The sequence below is a fragment of the Ewingella sp. AOP8-B2-18 genome, from assembly GCF_052376015.1.
In the GTDB taxonomy this organism is placed as follows: Bacteria; Pseudomonadota; Gammaproteobacteria; order Enterobacterales; family Enterobacteriaceae; genus Ewingella; species Ewingella allii.
The window spans coordinates 194,532-209,251 of sequence record NZ_JBQSVB010000001.1 but is presented as its reverse complement, the minus strand read 5'-3'; the positions used below and the strand labels follow the sequence as shown (position 1 = coordinate 209,251).

General features: G+C 55.4%; 18 protein-coding genes. 6 read left to right on the top strand and 12 right to left on the bottom strand.

The genetic code is table 11. From position 1 onward, the window contains the following. Nucleotides 1–25: 25 nt before the first annotated feature. Nucleotides 26–988, top strand: coding sequence for a winged helix-turn-helix domain-containing protein (locus tag ACT3RR_RS00965; RefSeq protein WP_496199568.1), 963 nt, complete (start codon nt 26–28; stop codon nt 986–988). After that, complete coding sequence (locus ACT3RR_RS00960) at nt 966–1,442, top strand: hypothetical protein (protein ID WP_496199567.1); 477 nt, start codon at nt 966–968, stop codon at nt 1,440–1,442. Before ACT3RR_RS00965 ends, ACT3RR_RS00960 begins: the two co-directional genes overlap by 23 nt. Nucleotides 1,443–1,450: 8 nt before the next feature. Here ACT3RR_RS00960 and ACT3RR_RS00955 read toward each other — a convergent pair whose 3' ends face one another. The 12 genes from ACT3RR_RS00955 to ACT3RR_RS00900 all read right to left on the bottom strand — a co-directional run bounded on the left by ACT3RR_RS00955 (nt 1,451) and on the right by ACT3RR_RS00900 (nt 11,856). Next, nucleotides 1,451–2,476, bottom strand: coding sequence for a flagellar hook-associated protein (locus ACT3RR_RS00955; protein WP_353501298.1), 1,026 nt, complete (start codon nt 2,474–2,476; stop codon nt 1,451–1,453). Between the two features lie 19 nt (nt 2,477–2,495). Then, nucleotides 2,496–3,416 (bottom strand): flagellar hook-associated protein FlgL, encoded by a 921-nt coding sequence (flgL, locus tag ACT3RR_RS00950; protein WP_353501297.1) that lies wholly within the window; start codon nt 3,414–3,416, stop codon nt 2,496–2,498. 417 nt (nt 3,417–3,833) lie between these two features. After that, on the bottom strand, nt 3,834–5,207 hold the full coding sequence (gene flgK, locus ACT3RR_RS00945; RefSeq protein ID WP_353501296.1) for a flagellar hook-associated protein FlgK: 1,374 nt from the start codon (nt 5,205–5,207) through the stop codon (nt 3,834–3,836). A 92-nt stretch (nt 5,208–5,299) separates the two neighbouring features. Beyond that, on the bottom strand, nt 5,300–5,608 hold the full coding sequence (locus ACT3RR_RS00940; RefSeq protein WP_353501295.1) for a rod-binding protein: 309 nt from the start codon (nt 5,606–5,608) through the stop codon (nt 5,300–5,302). A gap of 12 nt (nt 5,609–5,620) precedes the next feature. Continuing rightward, the gene (locus ACT3RR_RS00935) at nt 5,621–6,697 is read right to left on the bottom strand and encodes a flagellar basal body P-ring protein FlgI (RefSeq protein WP_353503919.1); all 1,077 of its coding nucleotides are present in this window, start codon (nt 6,695–6,697) and stop codon (nt 5,621–5,623) included. 57 nt (nt 6,698–6,754) lie between these two features. After that, on the bottom strand, nt 6,755–7,357 hold the full coding sequence (flgH, locus tag ACT3RR_RS00930) for a flagellar basal body L-ring protein FlgH (RefSeq protein ID WP_437342022.1): 603 nt from the start codon (nt 7,355–7,357) through the stop codon (nt 6,755–6,757). Between the two features lie 92 nt (nt 7,358–7,449). Next, nucleotides 7,450–8,232, bottom strand: a complete 783-nt coding sequence (gene flgG / locus ACT3RR_RS00925; protein ID WP_496199566.1) for a flagellar basal-body rod protein FlgG — start codon at nt 8,230–8,232, stop codon at nt 7,450–7,452. 27 nt (nt 8,233–8,259) lie between these two features. Then, nucleotides 8,260–8,994 (bottom strand): flagellar basal body rod protein FlgF, encoded by a 735-nt coding sequence (locus ACT3RR_RS00920; protein ID WP_353501292.1) that lies wholly within the window; start codon nt 8,992–8,994, stop codon nt 8,260–8,262. A 40-nt stretch (nt 8,995–9,034) separates the two neighbouring features. Beyond that, complete coding sequence (flgE, locus tag ACT3RR_RS00915) at nt 9,035–10,219, bottom strand: flagellar hook protein FlgE (RefSeq protein ID WP_353501291.1); 1,185 nt, start codon at nt 10,217–10,219, stop codon at nt 9,035–9,037. A gap of 15 nt (nt 10,220–10,234) precedes the next feature. Further along, nucleotides 10,235–11,077 carry a flagellar hook capping FlgD N-terminal domain-containing protein gene (locus ACT3RR_RS00910; RefSeq protein ID WP_353501290.1) on the bottom strand — a complete coding sequence of 281 codons (843 nt, stop codon included), beginning with the start codon at nt 11,075–11,077 and terminating at the stop codon, nt 10,235–10,237. Continuing rightward, nucleotides 11,077–11,502, bottom strand: a complete 426-nt coding sequence (flgC, locus tag ACT3RR_RS00905) for a flagellar basal body rod protein FlgC (protein ID WP_353501289.1) — start codon at nt 11,500–11,502, stop codon at nt 11,077–11,079. The genes ACT3RR_RS00910 and flgC overlap by 1 nt, the downstream gene beginning before the upstream one ends. 3 nt (nt 11,503–11,505) lie before the next feature. Next, the gene (locus tag ACT3RR_RS00900) at nt 11,506–11,856 is read right to left on the bottom strand and encodes a flagellar basal body protein (RefSeq protein WP_353501288.1); all 351 of its coding nucleotides are present in this window, start codon (nt 11,854–11,856) and stop codon (nt 11,506–11,508) included. A 95-nt stretch (nt 11,857–11,951) separates the two neighbouring features. Here ACT3RR_RS00900 and flgA point away from each other — a divergent pair, with 95 nt between their 5' ends. The 4 genes from flgA to ACT3RR_RS00880 all read left to right on the top strand — a co-directional run bounded on the left by flgA (nt 11,952) and on the right by ACT3RR_RS00880 (nt 14,705). Beyond that, nucleotides 11,952–12,764, top strand: coding sequence for a flagellar basal body P-ring formation chaperone FlgA (gene flgA / locus ACT3RR_RS00895; RefSeq protein WP_496199565.1), 813 nt, complete (start codon nt 11,952–11,954; stop codon nt 12,762–12,764). Between the two features lie 90 nt (nt 12,765–12,854). Further along, on the top strand, nt 12,855–13,127 hold the full coding sequence (locus ACT3RR_RS00890) for a flagellar biosynthesis anti-sigma factor FlgM (protein WP_353501286.1): 273 nt from the start codon (nt 12,855–12,857) through the stop codon (nt 13,125–13,127). A gap of 3 nt (nt 13,128–13,130) precedes the next feature. After that, nucleotides 13,131–13,571, top strand: coding sequence for a flagellar export chaperone FlgN (locus ACT3RR_RS00885; RefSeq protein WP_353501285.1), 441 nt, complete (start codon nt 13,131–13,133; stop codon nt 13,569–13,571). A gap of 186 nt (nt 13,572–13,757) precedes the next feature. After that, nucleotides 13,758–14,705 carry a hypothetical protein gene (locus ACT3RR_RS00880; protein ID WP_496199564.1) on the top strand — a complete coding sequence of 316 codons (948 nt, stop codon included), beginning with the start codon at nt 13,758–13,760 and terminating at the stop codon, nt 14,703–14,705. The last annotated feature ends 15 nt before the right edge of the window (nt 14,706–14,720 follow it).

Genomic DNA, 14,720 nt, shown 5'->3' with positions numbered 1-14,720 from the left:
AATTCAGAGTGATGCGAACCCTATTATGTCTTTTCTTATCAACGGCTGGCGTTTAGATAGTTCTTTAAATGGCATAACCCATGCCGATACTGCTGAAACCAAACGTCTGGGCGAATATCAATTTGCGCTGTTGTCTCTGCTGCTTGAGCATCCCAATCAGGTGCTCACTCGTGAAGTGTTAACCCAGCATGCGTGGAAAACGCGAGTGGTAGGTCATAACAGCCTGCCGAATGCTATTCACGCCCTGCGTAACGCGCTGGGGGATGACGGTAAGCAGCAGCAGATCATCAAAACCGTTCCTAAAAAAGGCTATCTGTTAGACGGCAGCTTCCTGTCTCCCGATACGCAAAATCAACCGCCTGCTCCCCCTGCCCCCCTGCTGGCAGAGGATAGGGGTCAGAGCGAGGTTGAGATTGAGAATGGAAGTGAGAATAAAGAGCAGGTGCTCAACAGCGAGCCAGAGAAACCGCCGTCAGCTTATATTCCCGCGCCGGTTGCCCCCTCCCTCCCTGTCCAAGCGCGGAATAAACATCGGCGATGGGCCATCACGCTTGGCGCACTGGTTGCGGTTGTGGTGGTTGCGGCGGCCTGGGGATGGTACGCGAAGAAAATCGACGTCTCCTCCAGCGAGCTGCAAGTCAAAGAGCTGCCCGACATGCGATTTAACGCCAAGCATACTCAGATCTTTGCTTTGCAGATGCCGGGCGACGTCTCACAGGATATCGGCACCAAACCTATCTCCAGCGACCTGCAAAATCAGCTCACTCGACTGGATACCGAGCTGGAAAAACGGCAGGCCAAGATGCAGATGCGGTATCACCTCGGGGTCAATGTCATGTCACTCAACCTAAGCCTTACCAACCGCTGTAATATCCATTCGCAGCTGCTGATGGATATTCACAACTGGGCTCAATATTCCGAAAAACTGCCCATGCTTATTTATAACGAATCAGTGAGAACGCTCAATGAACTGCCGAATTGCCCATAAGTTATGCGTCGGCCTGCTGGTGTGCCTTGGCTTTGCCGTTCATGCCAGCACCTTTCAGCGCACCGAATATGGTTATTACAATCTTCGTGATGATTCAAAAGAGATTTATCAGATTTCGTTGGTCGCTTCGCAGGATAAAAAGCAGTTAGAAATCAACATGTCTGGGGATAACGACTTTCGCTACCGCGCGGCGATCATTCGCTGCGCCTACCCGGGTACCCCATCCGAAAACCAACGTGTCTATATGCTTAAGCCAATGTTCTTTCAGCCTGATTCAAAGCCGCGTATAGGCGATATTCAAAATAGCTACCTCAGTAACCGCCCATTGCCAATGTGGCTCTATACGGCGGAGGGCAGCCAACAGGTGCTGGTAGGTAGTGGTTTAAAATTGATCATGATGCTTGGCGAGGACTTATCCCCGCTGCCGTCACAAAACTGCAACGGCGATAAGTAGATAAAAATTTAATACTCTTGCTCGCCCAGTAAGGTTCTTACTGTCGCAGCAGGCAGATTTGCCTGACCATTGACGGCCTCAGCCAGCGTTTGATAGTGCTGATTTACGCCAGATAACAGGCTGGAAAGCCCTTCAGCCGCGCGGCTGGCGGAGTCATCATTACCATAGTCAGCCATATTACTGATTGCCGAACGGGCCTGTTCCTGCTGACGGGCCAGCGATTGCCGCTGACTGCTGATTTTATCCAGCGTACTTTGCAGCACCGACTGCGCGCTGCGATTGTCCATTTGCGGCAAATCGCTCAATTGGCTGCTGATACTTTGCGGTTCGATCATTTGGAGTTTCTTATCGGCCCGCGCCAACTTTCCATCGCCGTTAATCGACACGCTCAAACTGCTTTTCACCGATGCCCACTGACTTTCATTACAGCTGTAGCGATACTGCCCCGGCTGTTCGCCGGTCTGCGCCCGTACGCCGATACGGCGCAGGCTGTGGTTCAGGGCTTGCAAACGCTGGGCCGAACTCGCCTCTTGCGGCAGGTTTATCGCCGTCATCACCTTCTTCTGGCTGCCGTCGCGGCTAAACAGCAACGTCGCCTCAGGGGGCGAAGTCAGCCAGCTATCCACTTCCGGCAGGCCAAAATCGACCTGCGCGTTCCCCTGCACCACGCTGTTGAGCTGGCTATCCACCGTGCCGCCGGAAAGCTGACTGCGCTTGTTAAGCAGACTTTGCAACTGTTGGCTATCGTGCGCCAGGGCGTCAGGCTGCTTAGTATGGCCGCCGTTTAAACTGTGGCGGTAGTTCAGCGTGGCGTTTTCGACATTCGCCAAATAAGCATCGGCCTGCTGTAAACGGGTGAGCTGATCGTTCAGCTGGACGCTATAACGCTGCGGACGGGTGGCAATCACCGGCGACGCAGGAAAATCTCCGTTATTCATTTTAGGCGCGTGAGTGACGCTGGTGGCGCCAATCACGCCGCGATTAAGCGGCGATGCCAGTGCGGTGGATGTGGAAGTACGTAAGCCGACCTGCATAAAAGCCTCTGGGGAAACGTTAAATTACGCTGAACAGACTCAGCTGACTGATTTTGGCGTAAGTGGCCTGAGTGGCCTGAACCGACACCATCAGGCCATCAAGCTCTGTCGCGGCGGTGGCGTAATCCAAATTGGTCATCGAGCCAATAACGGTCTGGTTAGTGGTCGAAATGCCGGTCTGCGCATTAGATATCATCTCTAGCGTGTTCTGGTTTTCACCCAGCTGGGAAATGCCACCGGAAACCTGGTCGATAGCCTGATCAACGCTATCAATCGCGCTGGAAATGCTGGCCTGCACGTCGGGATCCGTCGGGTCGATATCCGGGTCTTGCAGCATGGTCGCTAAGTCATTGAGGGTGTTGAAAATATCCGAGCCCTCGCTGCCGCTGAAAAACATCTCTCCGGCGCTAACATTGGTATCGATTTCCACACCGTTCGACACCGTGGCGGTGCGATGCTCTTCATTGCCGTTGTAAACATAGTTACCGTCAGCATCCTGCGTGATGGCTTGCTGATCGCTGGCGGTGCCGGAGAACATGTAATGACCGTCGCCGTCAGCGTAATTCAGGGCGGCCACCATCGACTCCGTCAGTGATTCAATTTCACTGCCGAAACTGTTCAAGGCTTCGGCATCGTTCGTACCATTTCCCGCCTGCACCAGATCATCACGTACGGCCAGCAAGGAGTCACTTACCGTCCCTAGCACCGTTTCCTGCTGCGCCATACTGCCCGAGGCAGTAGTGATATTCTCCTGATACTGGTCAATAGCCGACTCTTCCTGATTCAGCTGAGTCACTCGCGTACTGGCAATCGGATCATCCGACGGCACCAACACGCGCTTGCCGCTCGCCATCTCAGTCATCAACTTACCCATCTGCTGCGACGAATGATCGATGCTCTGCAACATAATGCTCGACGTCTGTGAACTACTGACACGCATATAAATTCCTTAAATCATTAAATTAGTTAGCACTGCTCAGCCCTAAAAGCCTTTTGCCTTGTGTTTGAGGCCATCCAAGCTCCCCGCAAAGCCATTCTTGAGGCAGGAAGGCGGCAAGTAAGTGAATCCCGATGAGCATACATAAAGTATGTGATTCGGGTGAACGAACGCAGCCAACACCCCGCACCTCCCGCAAAGCCTTTCGCGCCGTGGGTAGGCGGCAAGCGAACGAATCCCGATGAGCATACAAAAGTATGTGATTCGGGTGAGCGAACGCAGCCAACACCCCCACCTCCCGCAAAGCCTTTCGCGTCGTGGGTAGGCGGCAAGTAAGCGAATCCCGATGAGCATACAAAAGTATGTGATTCGGGTGAGCGAACGCAGCTAACACCCCCACGGCGCGAAAGGCGAAGCGGGTTAGAACATTTGGAGAACGTCATCGAATATCTCGGCGCTAGTTGAAATCACCTTCAAATTCGCCTGATACGACTGGGTATAGGTGATCAAATTGACCGCCTCTTCATCCATATTTACGCCGCTGACGCTGGCCTGCTGGCTTTGTGCTTCGTACAGCACGTTGCTGGCGGCAGTCTCTTCGGTTTGATTTTGGCGGCTGGCGATACCGATTTGGCTGATGATGGTGGAACAGGCGTCATTTACGCTCATTTCCCCCATGTCGGGAATATCAATAGGTTCGTTAGCTAAGCCAATCAGCGCCGTCAGGTTATCGCCGTTGGCTGGTGCATCGGGGTCACTGGAGAAGGCCAGCTCGTCAGGGTCAATATCCGGGTTTACCGTCAGCGGGCCGTCTGGGTCCGTTTCGTCATACACAAACAGCGGCTTGCCGGGATTGCCGTTGAGATCGTAGCCCTGAGCAAGTTGGTCATTCACCGCCGTGGCAAAGGCGCTGGCGATGCCGTTCACCGCGTCATCCAAGGGGTCAAGTATCTGATCTTGATAGTCAAACAGTGCACCCAAGGTACCGCCAGTGCTGGTATCCAAATCGTAAGTGGTGCCGGCAAAGTTCATTTCCAAACTCTGGCTGCCGTCTTCATTGGTTTTCAGGCCCAGCGTTGAGGAGGTATCACCGCTGACCAACGGCTGTCCGTCAGGCAGCGCCACGTTATACGCCCCTTTGTCGTCCACCGTGACCTGTACGTCCACTAGCGAACTCAGCTCATTAGTCAGCTGATCGCGGGCATCGTACAGCGCTGACGCATTACCGCCATTGGCCTCGGTTTCGGCAATTTGCTGGTTGTAATCAGCAATGCCGTCGGTGAGGGTATTGACCTGCTCCACCGCCGCCTGGCACTGGTCCTGAGCCTGAGAGCGCTGCGAGTCGATATATTTGTCGGTGTTATCCAGACGCAGGCAGAAGGCGTTGGATTCGCTGATCACCTGCGCGCGCAGCGAGTCAGAGTCCGGTTCGGTAGTGGCCTCATTCAGCGCCGCGAAGAAGTTATCGAAACCCGCGCTCAGGCTGCTGTCAGGCGAACTCAGTACGCTTTCCAGCGCCCCGAGATATTGCTGGGTGGTGCTGTAATAGCCATTGTCTGAGGAGGCGCTCCAGATTTGGCTGACCAGACACTGGTCCGATACGCGCACGATGCTGTCAACTTGCACCCCATTGCCAGCGCTACTGCTGTTGCCCCAGCTTGGGCCAACCGCGCTGGTTTCAGCCCGCTGGCGGGTATAACCCTCGGTGTAGGCGTTAGCCGTATTTTGCGCGGTGACGTTTAATTGGGTCTGCGCGGCACTGGCACCCGAGGCGCCGATATACATCATGTCCATAAAATTTCCACACTCGGTTGGTTATGCTAGCGATGCAAAACAGCCTGATTAAAAGATATAAAGCGGCACGCCGTGCCGGGAACTTTATCCGCTCAGGCCTTGCCCTTCGGACTCAGCTGTTTCACCAGCATGTCGGCGATACCGATAGCATGCTGTTTGGAAAGCGTGCTGCTGAGAATGTCGTCGTAGTAATCGCGCATCATTTTTTGCTCTTTGCTGTTGAACGGATCGTTCTTGTCGTCCAGCACGTCGGTGGCTTTACGCATCTCTTTCAACATGTCGCGCAGAAACACGCCCTCAAACTGTTCGGCGGCTTTTTTGATCGAATCTGGTTTCATATCGCCGGACAAATCCCCGGCGATGGTCGGTGCGGAGATCCCCGCGCTGGAATGCAGTGGCATGCTTTGGCTCCGTTAAATCACAACAAATTCGGCATCAAGCGCGCCGGCTTCATGCAAGGCTTGCAGAATCGACATGATGTCGTCCGGTGACGCGCCTAATCCGTTCAGCGTATCGACTATCGTTTGCAGCTTGGTGCTGCCCGGCAGGCGCACCAGATGGCCGTGCCCCTGGCTTATCTGGATATCACTTTCCGGCGTCGTTACCGTCCGCCCGCCAGCTAAGGCGTTTGGCTGGCTAACCCCTTTGCTCTCTTTGATCGTCACGGTCAAATTGCCGTGAGCCACCGCCGCCGCGTGCACCACCACGCCCTCGCCGATCACCACCGTACCGGTGCGTGAGTTGAACACCACGCGCGGCCGGGCCTTTTCAGGACTGATGGTTAAATCTTCCAGTTGCGACATAAAAGCCACCCGCGAACCAGCGTCGGCAGGTGCCCGCACGCTGACGCTGGTGGCGCTTTGCGCGGTGGCAATACCGCCTCCAAAGGAGCGGTTGATGGCGCTGGCGATGTTGCCAGCATCTTTGAAACTGGGCGTTTTGAGATTCAGCGTCACCAGCGGGTTCTGCACGAAGTCGGTAGGGATTTCGCGCTCGACGCTGGCTCCGCCCGGGATGCGTCCGGCGGTCGGGGTGTTAACCGTGACGCTCGACCCACTCGCGCCGCTGGCGCTGACGCCGCCAATCACGATATTGCCCTGCGCCAGCGCGTAGACTTCGCCGTCGGCTCCGCGCAGTTGGGTCAGCAGCAGCGTGCCGCCGCGCAGGCTTTTCGCATCACCGATAGAAGAAACTGTGACGTCGATATTCTGCCCGCGTGCGTACATCGGCGGCAGCGTGGCGTTGACCGCCACCGCCGCGACATTTTTCACTTTCGGGTCAATCTTGGCCGGAAGCTGTACGCCAAACTGGCGCAGCATGTTGACCAATGACTGGTTGGTGAACTTGACCTGATTTTTATCGCCGGTGCCATCAAGGCCGACCACCAGGCTATATCCCACCAGTTGGTTGCCACGAATGCCCTGAATGTCCACCAGGTTCTCCAGCGGCTGGTCGCAAAGAGCCTGTAAAGGCAGAGTGCCGAATAGCATGGCGGCGCACAGCACTAACCGCCGAAATGTGTGGTATTGCATGATTAACCTCATGTGTTAAACCGGGAACAGCGGATGGTTAAACAGACGAGTTAACCAGCCTGCGGAGTTGGCATCGCTCAGCGCCCCGCGCCCCGCGTAGGAGATGCGGGCGTTGGCGATGCGCTGCGAAGAGATGCTGTTGTCATTGCTGATATCATCCACGCGCACCAGCCCGGTCAGGCGGATGTACTCATCGCCCTGATTGAGCGTCAGCCACTTCTCGCCTTTAATTTCCAGCACCCCGTTAGGCATCACGTGATGAACCGAAACGGTGATGTAGCCGTGCAGGCTATTTTGCTGCTCGGTGGTGCCCTCGCCGCTGAAGTTACGTTTGGCGGAAGTCGAGCCCACCACGCCGTTGTAGGTATGAGTGCCGAAGGTGGCGGGCGCAATAGTGGCGTCGGAGTTCTTATCGAAATCCGTTTTGGCTTGCTTGCTCGACTGCGTGGACTCATCAAGCACAATGGTCAGAATATCGCCGACGCGGTACGGGTGCCGGTCTGCCACCAGTGACCAGCTGTAGTCATTCTGATAAAGCCCCCCGTCTTTGCCCTGTGACGTCGTTTGGGTATCCACCGGCGGCGGGGCATATTCCGCGTCGTCTTTATGGACGGTCATGGTTTGCGATTCGCAGCCGGTCAGGCAGAGCAGCAGCACGGCGCAAAGCGGGAGTAATTTATTCAAAACGTTACCTGCTAGTTAGTCGATGATCACAAGTTCTGGCTGATGTACTGCAACATGTCATCCGCCTCCGAGACCATCTTGGCGTTCATTTCATAGGCGCGTTGAACGGTGATCATATCGACCATTTCGTTCACGACATCGACGTTTGAGCCTTCCAATGCTCCCTGCTTTAAGGTGCCAAAAGCATCCTCGCCGGGCGTGCCCTCAACGGCCTGCCCGCTGGCGGCGGTTTCCAAATAGAGGTTGCCGCCTTCGGCTTGAAGACCGGCCGGATTGACGAAGTTCACCAGCGTGATCTGCCCCAGTTCGGACGGATTTCCGCTGCCGTCGGTGGCCGTCACCGTACCGTCGTCGCCAATGGTCAAATCCGCCGTGCCGTCTGGCACGCTGATTTCAGGCTGCAACGGCAGGCCCTGCGCGTTGGTGAGCTGACCGTCAGCATTGACGCTCAACTGGCCGTCGCGGGTATAGGCGGTGTCGCCGTTGGCGTTTTGTACCTGAAAGAAGCCCTGCCCCATGATGGCAACGTCCATCTTGGCTTCCGTGGTTTGCACATTACCTTCGCTGAACTGCTTCTGGGTGCCGATAATCTTTACACCGCTGCCGAACTGAATGCCGTTGGGCGCCATATTGTTCTGGTCCATCTGGGTGCCGGGCGCCCGGTGGGTCTGATAGAACAAATCTTCGAATACCACGCGGTCGCGTTTAAAACCGTTGGTGTTAACGTTGGCAATGTTGTTGGCGATGGCGCTCATTTTCGCGTCTTCAGCCGACAGGCCGGTTTTACTGATAAATAACGCCGGGTTCATGGCGGGTTTTCCTTAATAAAGAGGAGATCACGAATCTCGCAGCAGGCGGTTGCCTGCATCACTGAGATCTTCGGCGGCTTTCATCATCTTGATCTGCGCTTCGAACTGCCGGTTCAGCGAGATAGTCGACACCATTTCGGTGACCGCCGAGACGTTACTGCTCTCGAGGCTGTTGTCCACCAGCGCGACGTTCTCATCCACCGCCGCGGGCAGGCCGGTACGGGTAACTATCTGCCCACTGGCGTTTTTGCTCAGTTGGTTGGTCGGCACGTTGACCAGCTTGATACGGTCGACTTCCATCGTCGCGGCCACATCGCCGTCATCTGGCAACACGGAGATGGTGCCGTCGGTGCCCACTGAGGCCAACGCGTTGGGCGGCAGCACGATAGGCCCGCCGTCACCCAACACCGGCAGTCCGCCGATGGTCAGTGCGCCGTCGGCATCCTGCTGCATATTGCCGCTGCGGGTATAAACCTCACCCTGCGGCGATTGCAGAGCAATCAGCCCCTGACCTTTTATGGCGACGTCAAGCGGTCGGCCGGTTTGCACGATGACGCCGGGTGTCATATCGACGCCGCCGTCCTCCTGCTTCACCAGAAAACGGCTGCTGTAACCCTCGCCCGGTACCGCCTCGCTTCGCGCCTGATCCAAATCAGCACGAAAGCCGTCGGTATTGGCATTCGCCAGATTATTAGCGCGGATCTGCTGCTCCATCAGGGTGTGAGATGCCCCACTGACGGCGGTGAAAATAAGATGGTCCATAGACCTATAACTCCTTCAGTCAAAGAGCGATGAAATACCGTTAGATAGACTGGAACAGCGACTGCATCAGCTCGTCATCCGTGGCGATCACTTTGGTATCGGCCTGATAGTTGCGCTGGGCACCCATCAGCTCCACCAGCTCACTGGTGATATCCACGTTTGAACTTTCCAACATGCCGGAATCGAGCGAGCCGTACATGCCGGTGCCTGGCGTGCCAATCACCGCCGCGCCGGACTCTGAACTTGCGGTCCATGAGGTGCCGTCCTGCGCAACCAGCCCATTCGGATTGGCAAAATTCGCTAACACGATTTGGCCCTGCAACATCCGCTCGCCATTGCTGTAGGTGGCGTAAACGCCGCCGTCATCATCAATCGCCACGCCAGTGCGTTCCGCCGAGGCATAGCCGTCCGCGTTGTTCGCCGTCACCGAGAATTCAGAGCCGTATTGGGTACAAGAGGAGTAATCCAGAGAGATACTCAGGTCAGCCGCGCCCGGCACCGGCACGGTCAGAACGGTCGGCGGCGTTGCCACCAAGGCACCGTTGGTGTCGAAGGTCAGCGTGGTGGTTTGGTCAAGATTCTTGCCATCCATGCCGTAGTGCATTTCCCAGGTGTTATCGCCGGTTTTCACCATGTATTGGGTAAGAGTGTGCTGCTGACCGAGAGAGTCATACACCTGTGAGGTATAGGTATTGTTGTAACTGGCGCTGTTTGCTGAGTCGAAAGGCGTGACCGTCGGCACGGTAGAAGAAGCATCGAAGTTGGCGGTGAAATCCACTTTGCTGGATGCCTTGGCCGGAATATTGCCGGTCGAGACGCTCAGGTCAGTCACGGTACCGGTTTGCAGATTGCCGTTCGCATCGACCGGATAGCCCTGCACGAAATTGCCTTGGTTATCGACGATTTTGCCGTTGAGATCTGTCTCGAAATATCCCGCGCGGGTATAGCTGACGTCCCCTGACGGGCTGCGGGTAATAAAGAAGCCGTTGCCGCTGATGGCTAAATCCATCGCGTTGCCAGTGCTCATCATGCTGCCGCTGCGGGTGATGCTTTGCGCAGTACCGGCAGTGGTCACGCCCATCGCCTGTGACCCGGCGTAGACGGCAGAAAACTGGGTGGTGCTGGATTTGTAGCCAACAGTACCCGCATTCGCAATGTTGTTACTGATGCTGTCTAGCTGGTCATTGACCGCGTTAAGCCCGGAGGCTGCAATGCTTGCGCTCATAGTGAGATTCCAAAATTAAGAGAAAGAAACGGGGATGTCACCGTCTGTTACAGGGGTTAAAAATTCGGTCAACATGATGAAAGGCACTTCACCCACGCCGGAAACGTTAAGGACCGGCGTGCTACCATCCAGCGGAATGCGCACGTCAGTGACGCGGCCTTCGACCTCAATAGGGATGTTGGATTCGCCGGTATTGGTCACCACGGAGATGTCGTAATCTCCCGGCGGAATGCCGTAGTCGGCGGGATCGATGCTGAAATCAACCGGGCCGGGAGACTGCTCGCCCAGCGGCACGGTGTACTCGTTGCCGGCAGAGTCTTTGAAATTGAGATCGACCGTGGTGCTGGCGTCGGTAATGGTGACGCGCCCGGTGATGCTCTGGCCGTCGGCGACGGTGACGGTTGACGCCTGCACCATCACATCATCACCAATCATTTTGCCCAGCATCATGACTTGTAGATTGCTCATCAAAATCGAGTTGTTGGACATCTGGCTGGAGAGATCTTCCGCCATCACTACCTGCGCCATGGAGGCCAGCTGGGTGATGTATTCGGTAGGATCGGTCGGCTCGGTCGGGTCCTGATTCTCAATTTCTGCCACAAACAGGGTCAGGAAGGTGTCTGCCATAGACGGCTCATCGGTCTGCGGCACATCGCTACTGTCATCGCCCACGCCGCCGGAGCTGCCGACGTTATTACTGGCCCCGACATTGCTACTGGCTCCGACATTATTGCTGGCCGCTGGGGCTTGCGCGCCGACCGTTTTGGCTTTCGCCACTGGCTTTTTAACCGCGCTTTGCTGGCTGGCAGCCAGCAACATGGCAGCATTTTGCATGCTGGCTGACGTGTCCTGGATCATCAGGCGTCTCCCAGCTTGAGCACGCTTTGCTGCATACTTTTCACATTGTTCATCACGTCAACGTTGGTTTCGAAGTTGCGCGACGCGGACATCATGTCGGCCATCTGCTCCACCACGTTCACGTCGGGGTAATAGACATTCCCGTCGGCATCGGCCAGCGGATGGTTCGGCTCGTAGCGGCGAACAAAACCGCCGGACTTGACGATATCCGCGACCTGCACGCTGGCACTGGCGAGGTGATCGCCCTCTTCGTGCTCGCTGTTATTGTAGATAGCGGCAAACACCGGGCTGCGTGCCTGATAGACACTGTCGGCGCTGGCCGCCGGGGATTCAGCGTTAGCCAAATTGCTGGCGACGGTATTGAGACGCAGGGTCTGGGCAGTCATGCCCGAACCTGAAACCTTATAAATATCGGCAAATGACATCAGTTATTTCCCTTCAATGGCGGATTCAAGCCCGCGAAAACTCATGTTGAGAAACGACAGGCTGGTCTGAAAACTCATGGTGTTCTGGGAGAACGCCGCCTGCTCAATATTCAGTTCGACGGTATTTCCATCTTCAGAAGGTTGATAAGGCACACGAAATTCCAGATGAGGAGCACAAGGAGGCATAGAATTATCATTTGCACGTTGCATCTCCTGCGCAAAATCCATATCTTTGGCCTTGAAATTTGGCGTATCGACATTCGCCATATTTGCAGAAAGTATCTCCGTCCTCTCAAGACGTAACTCTGCAGCCAGTGGACTTTGACCCAGTGCTTGCTGAAAATTAATTCCCATCTTCCTCACCTTGAAACGGTATTAAAAAATCTCGTGTAGCGCTTGTAGAGCAAGTCGCGTGCCAGTTTTTTAACTTATTGATTCAAGGTGAATTTATGAAAAATCCTCAGCCAAACCGGAACCCGCGTTTCCGCTTTTCTTTCCGTTTACGTCGGCAAATTTCCTTCCCGATTCACTGTGCTGCCATCGCGGCTTTGGGACTCGCAGCGTCGGCTCAAGCCAGCCTTGCCGCACCGCCTGTTGCCACCAGCGCGCAGCAGCAAATCACCCGCGATGTCACTCAACACGCCATTAAAGTGCTGCATGACTACGCGGATAAGCAGGGCTGGAAGGATGAGAAAATAAAACTGTCGCTGTTCGTTCCGCCAACCGTCAGCGCCTATCCCCTCTGCACACAGCCTTTGAAAGTCAGCGCGCCGGATAATGCCGGGTTCCAGCTCAATCATCAGCACTATCAGGTAGCCTGTGGCGACAGCTGGGCGGTGACGGTCAATGTTCGCCCCGACATCACCCTGCCAGTGGTGATGACCAAGGGGGATATTCCTCGTGGCGAAACCTTAACCGAGTCGAATCTGACCTTGCGCCGCTACAACGTCAGCAGCGGCAATGGGAAATTCATGACCGATCTGTCACAGGTGATTGGCAAACAGACTCGCTCGCAGCTGCGCGCCTCCAAGCCTGTCACGCCGCAACAGCTTGAGATGCCTCTGCTGGTGAAGCGCGGAGACGAAGTGATCATCGACATTAGCATTGAGGGGATTGATGCGCGGACTAAGGGATTAGCGATGAAAAATGGCCATCAGGACGAGGTGATTAGCGTGCGCAATGAGAGCAGCAATCAGGTGGTAAAAGGCAAAATTCAGGCCGACGGCTCAGTCGCGATCAATGCGACGGTGGCTAATTTGTAAAGCAAGGGTGAAATAGACTTAAAGATCCCCTGCCCTCGTGCCGCTTTACTCAGGTAACAGCACTTTTGTCCCAGCATTTACGAGGCAGATATGAAAATTAACCCTAATGTTGCCGCGCCACAGGCCGCCACGTTAACCAGCCGACGCCCAACGACGACGCCGAATAAAAGCGCCGTTGCGCCACTGAGCCATGATGATCAGCAGGACGAAATGGATGCCGCCCGTAGCCAACTGGCCGTCACACCCGACGGCGCGCCGGATGCCGAGCAAATTTCGGCCTTACAGGCGAGCGTGCAATCCGGCGAATTTAACCTCGACAGCGACGCTATCGCCGGGTCTATGCTCTCTTTCTTCCGAGGATAAGTCATGAGCAAAGCGACACAAATCAAACGCATCCTGTTGGGTATCCGCGAGGATAATCGCCACTACGAGCTGCTGTGTACGCTGCTTGAATTGCAATCAAGCAGCATGATCCGTCGTAACAGCCAAGAGCTAAACGACATCAATGGTCAAATTCTGTCACTGCACCGGTTGATCAGTTTCAACGCCAGTGAGCGCCGCACCCTGCTCGAAGAGCTGGGCTTGCCGGCCAACAACAAAGCCATTCTCTATCTGATTAGCAAACTGCCGGCTACTGAGAAATCGCGAGTAACGCAGTGGTGGCAACGCCTTGAAAGCCAAGTTCGGGTGTGCAAAAAACGTAATGCGCGCAACGGCGTGCTGCTCAATATGCAGCAAAATATCCTGCAAAAACTGCTCGGCACTCCCGACGACTTTTTGTATCACGATGCCCAAACGGCGCGCTAATTCCGGCCCAGCCCGGAAGAGTTAAAGCGGAAAATAGCGGAAATCACACTTCCGCTCTCCTCCTCACATCCACTCACAACACATTGAAATATAAAGCTTAAACCACTCTGGCACAGCGATTGCAATCTCTGCGCAACCTCAACGATGTGCGCATCGCTGCATCTATGCCTGATTAAAGGATTTTGTATGACCCAGTTAAGTCGCTACCGCCCCAACTATGTCCGCCATTTTATCGAGCAGCATCCGCAAGGGCTGTGTGATGTGATGTCGATTCACTGGCAGCATGAGATCCGCCAAACACTGCTATTAGGCGAACGCGCCTGTTGCGAGTCAATTCTCTGCCAGCCGGACGCCCTATGGCTGGAAGAGTCTCAGCATCCCGCCAATGATGAACACACCGCCCTCTCCCCGTGGATCCAGACGCTAAACCAAGCCGCACTGAACCTTGGCACACTGCCGGAGCTCGACAGCGCGCAGAAGCTCTACAGCATTGGCGTGATGATCTCTTATGCCAGCAAACGCAGTGGCAAAGAGGCTAAAGATTGCGCGGAAATCTCCCGTCTGCCGGAGGAGCTGGCTCAGTTGGCCAGCGATCGTCGCCTGCAAGAGCAATATGAAGAGTTGCCGATCATCCTCAGCGTGCAGCTCGACTTTCTACGTGAACTGAACAGCCTGGAGATCCCGTGGGAGAAGTTGCCGGAGTCGCCGCGCAAAGCGACCTTTATGCTGCAACTGGCGCTGATGGGAAACCTGGGTGAAGCTGGCGAAAGCCGCCTGTTGGAACAAATTCATGACATCTGGCGCCAGCGTGGTCGTCCTTTCTTCAATCAGCGCCGCTGGATGCTCAACAACTACCTGCTTTACCGTCTGTATCACGACACCTTCCCGCAGCATGAAACCCTGCCGCTGGCCGAGGTTTACTTTGATCTCGTCGCCGATTACTTCCTGCTGCGTAGCCTGCTGTGTCTGTGGATGTTGGACGGCAGTGAGTTAGATGACCAACTGGTGGTAGACATTTTCAGCCTGTATCACCAGTGGCGACAGAGCAACCCGATCACCAGCCAACAAATTCAGGCATTGCGCAGTCCGTCGGTCGAAGCTGACTTAGCCGCATTCGCCCTTCTGGTTTATTGATCCCCAAAGCTGTTC

What these genes read in the sequence shown, in the direction of transcription:
- ACT3RR_RS00965 (WP_496199568.1), top strand. Translation starts at nt 26, where the DNA reads ATGTCTTTTCTTATCAACGGCTGGCGTTTAGATAGTTCTTTAAATGGC.
- ACT3RR_RS00960 (WP_496199567.1), top strand. Translation starts at nt 966, where the DNA reads ATGAACTGCCGAATTGCCCATAAGTTATGCGTCGGCCTGCTGGTGTGC.
- ACT3RR_RS00955 (WP_353501298.1), bottom strand. Translation starts at nt 2,476, where the DNA reads ATGCAGGTCGGCTTACGTACTTCCACATCCACCGCACTGGCATCGCCG.
- flgL (WP_353501297.1), bottom strand. Translation starts at nt 3,416, where the DNA reads ATGCGTGTCAGTAGTTCACAGACGTCGAGCATTATGTTGCAGAGCATC.
- flgK (WP_353501296.1), bottom strand. Translation starts at nt 5,207, where the DNA reads ATGGACATGATGTATATCGGCGCCTCGGGTGCCAGTGCCGCGCAGACC.
- ACT3RR_RS00940 (WP_353501295.1), bottom strand. Translation starts at nt 5,608, where the DNA reads ATGCCACTGCATTCCAGCGCGGGGATCTCCGCACCGACCATCGCCGGG.
- ACT3RR_RS00935 (WP_353503919.1), bottom strand. Translation starts at nt 6,697, where the DNA reads ATGCTATTCGGCACTCTGCCTTTACAGGCTCTTTGCGACCAGCCGCTG.
- flgH (WP_437342022.1), bottom strand. Translation starts at nt 7,357, where the DNA reads ATGACCGTCCATAAAGACGACGCGGAATATGCCCCGCCGCCGGTGGAT.
- flgG (WP_496199566.1), bottom strand. Translation starts at nt 8,232, where the DNA reads ATGAACCCGGCGTTATTTATCAGTAAAACCGGCCTGTCGGCTGAAGAC.
- ACT3RR_RS00920 (WP_353501292.1), bottom strand. Translation starts at nt 8,994, where the DNA reads ATGGACCATCTTATTTTCACCGCCGTCAGTGGGGCATCTCACACCCTG.
- flgE (WP_353501291.1), bottom strand. Translation starts at nt 10,219, where the DNA reads ATGAGCGCAAGCATTGCAGCCTCCGGGCTTAACGCGGTCAATGACCAG.
- ACT3RR_RS00910 (WP_353501290.1), bottom strand. Translation starts at nt 11,077, where the DNA reads ATGATCCAGGACACGTCAGCCAGCATGCAAAATGCTGCCATGTTGCTG.
- flgC (WP_353501289.1), bottom strand. Translation starts at nt 11,502, where the DNA reads ATGTCATTTGCCGATATTTATAAGGTTTCAGGTTCGGGCATGACTGCC.
- ACT3RR_RS00900 (WP_353501288.1), bottom strand. Translation starts at nt 11,856, where the DNA reads ATGGGAATTAATTTTCAGCAAGCACTGGGTCAAAGTCCACTGGCTGCA.
- flgA (WP_496199565.1), top strand. Translation starts at nt 11,952, where the DNA reads ATGAAAAATCCTCAGCCAAACCGGAACCCGCGTTTCCGCTTTTCTTTC.
- ACT3RR_RS00890 (WP_353501286.1), top strand. Translation starts at nt 12,855, where the DNA reads ATGAAAATTAACCCTAATGTTGCCGCGCCACAGGCCGCCACGTTAACC.
- ACT3RR_RS00885 (WP_353501285.1), top strand. Translation starts at nt 13,131, where the DNA reads ATGAGCAAAGCGACACAAATCAAACGCATCCTGTTGGGTATCCGCGAG.
- ACT3RR_RS00880 (WP_496199564.1), top strand. Translation starts at nt 13,758, where the DNA reads ATGACCCAGTTAAGTCGCTACCGCCCCAACTATGTCCGCCATTTTATC.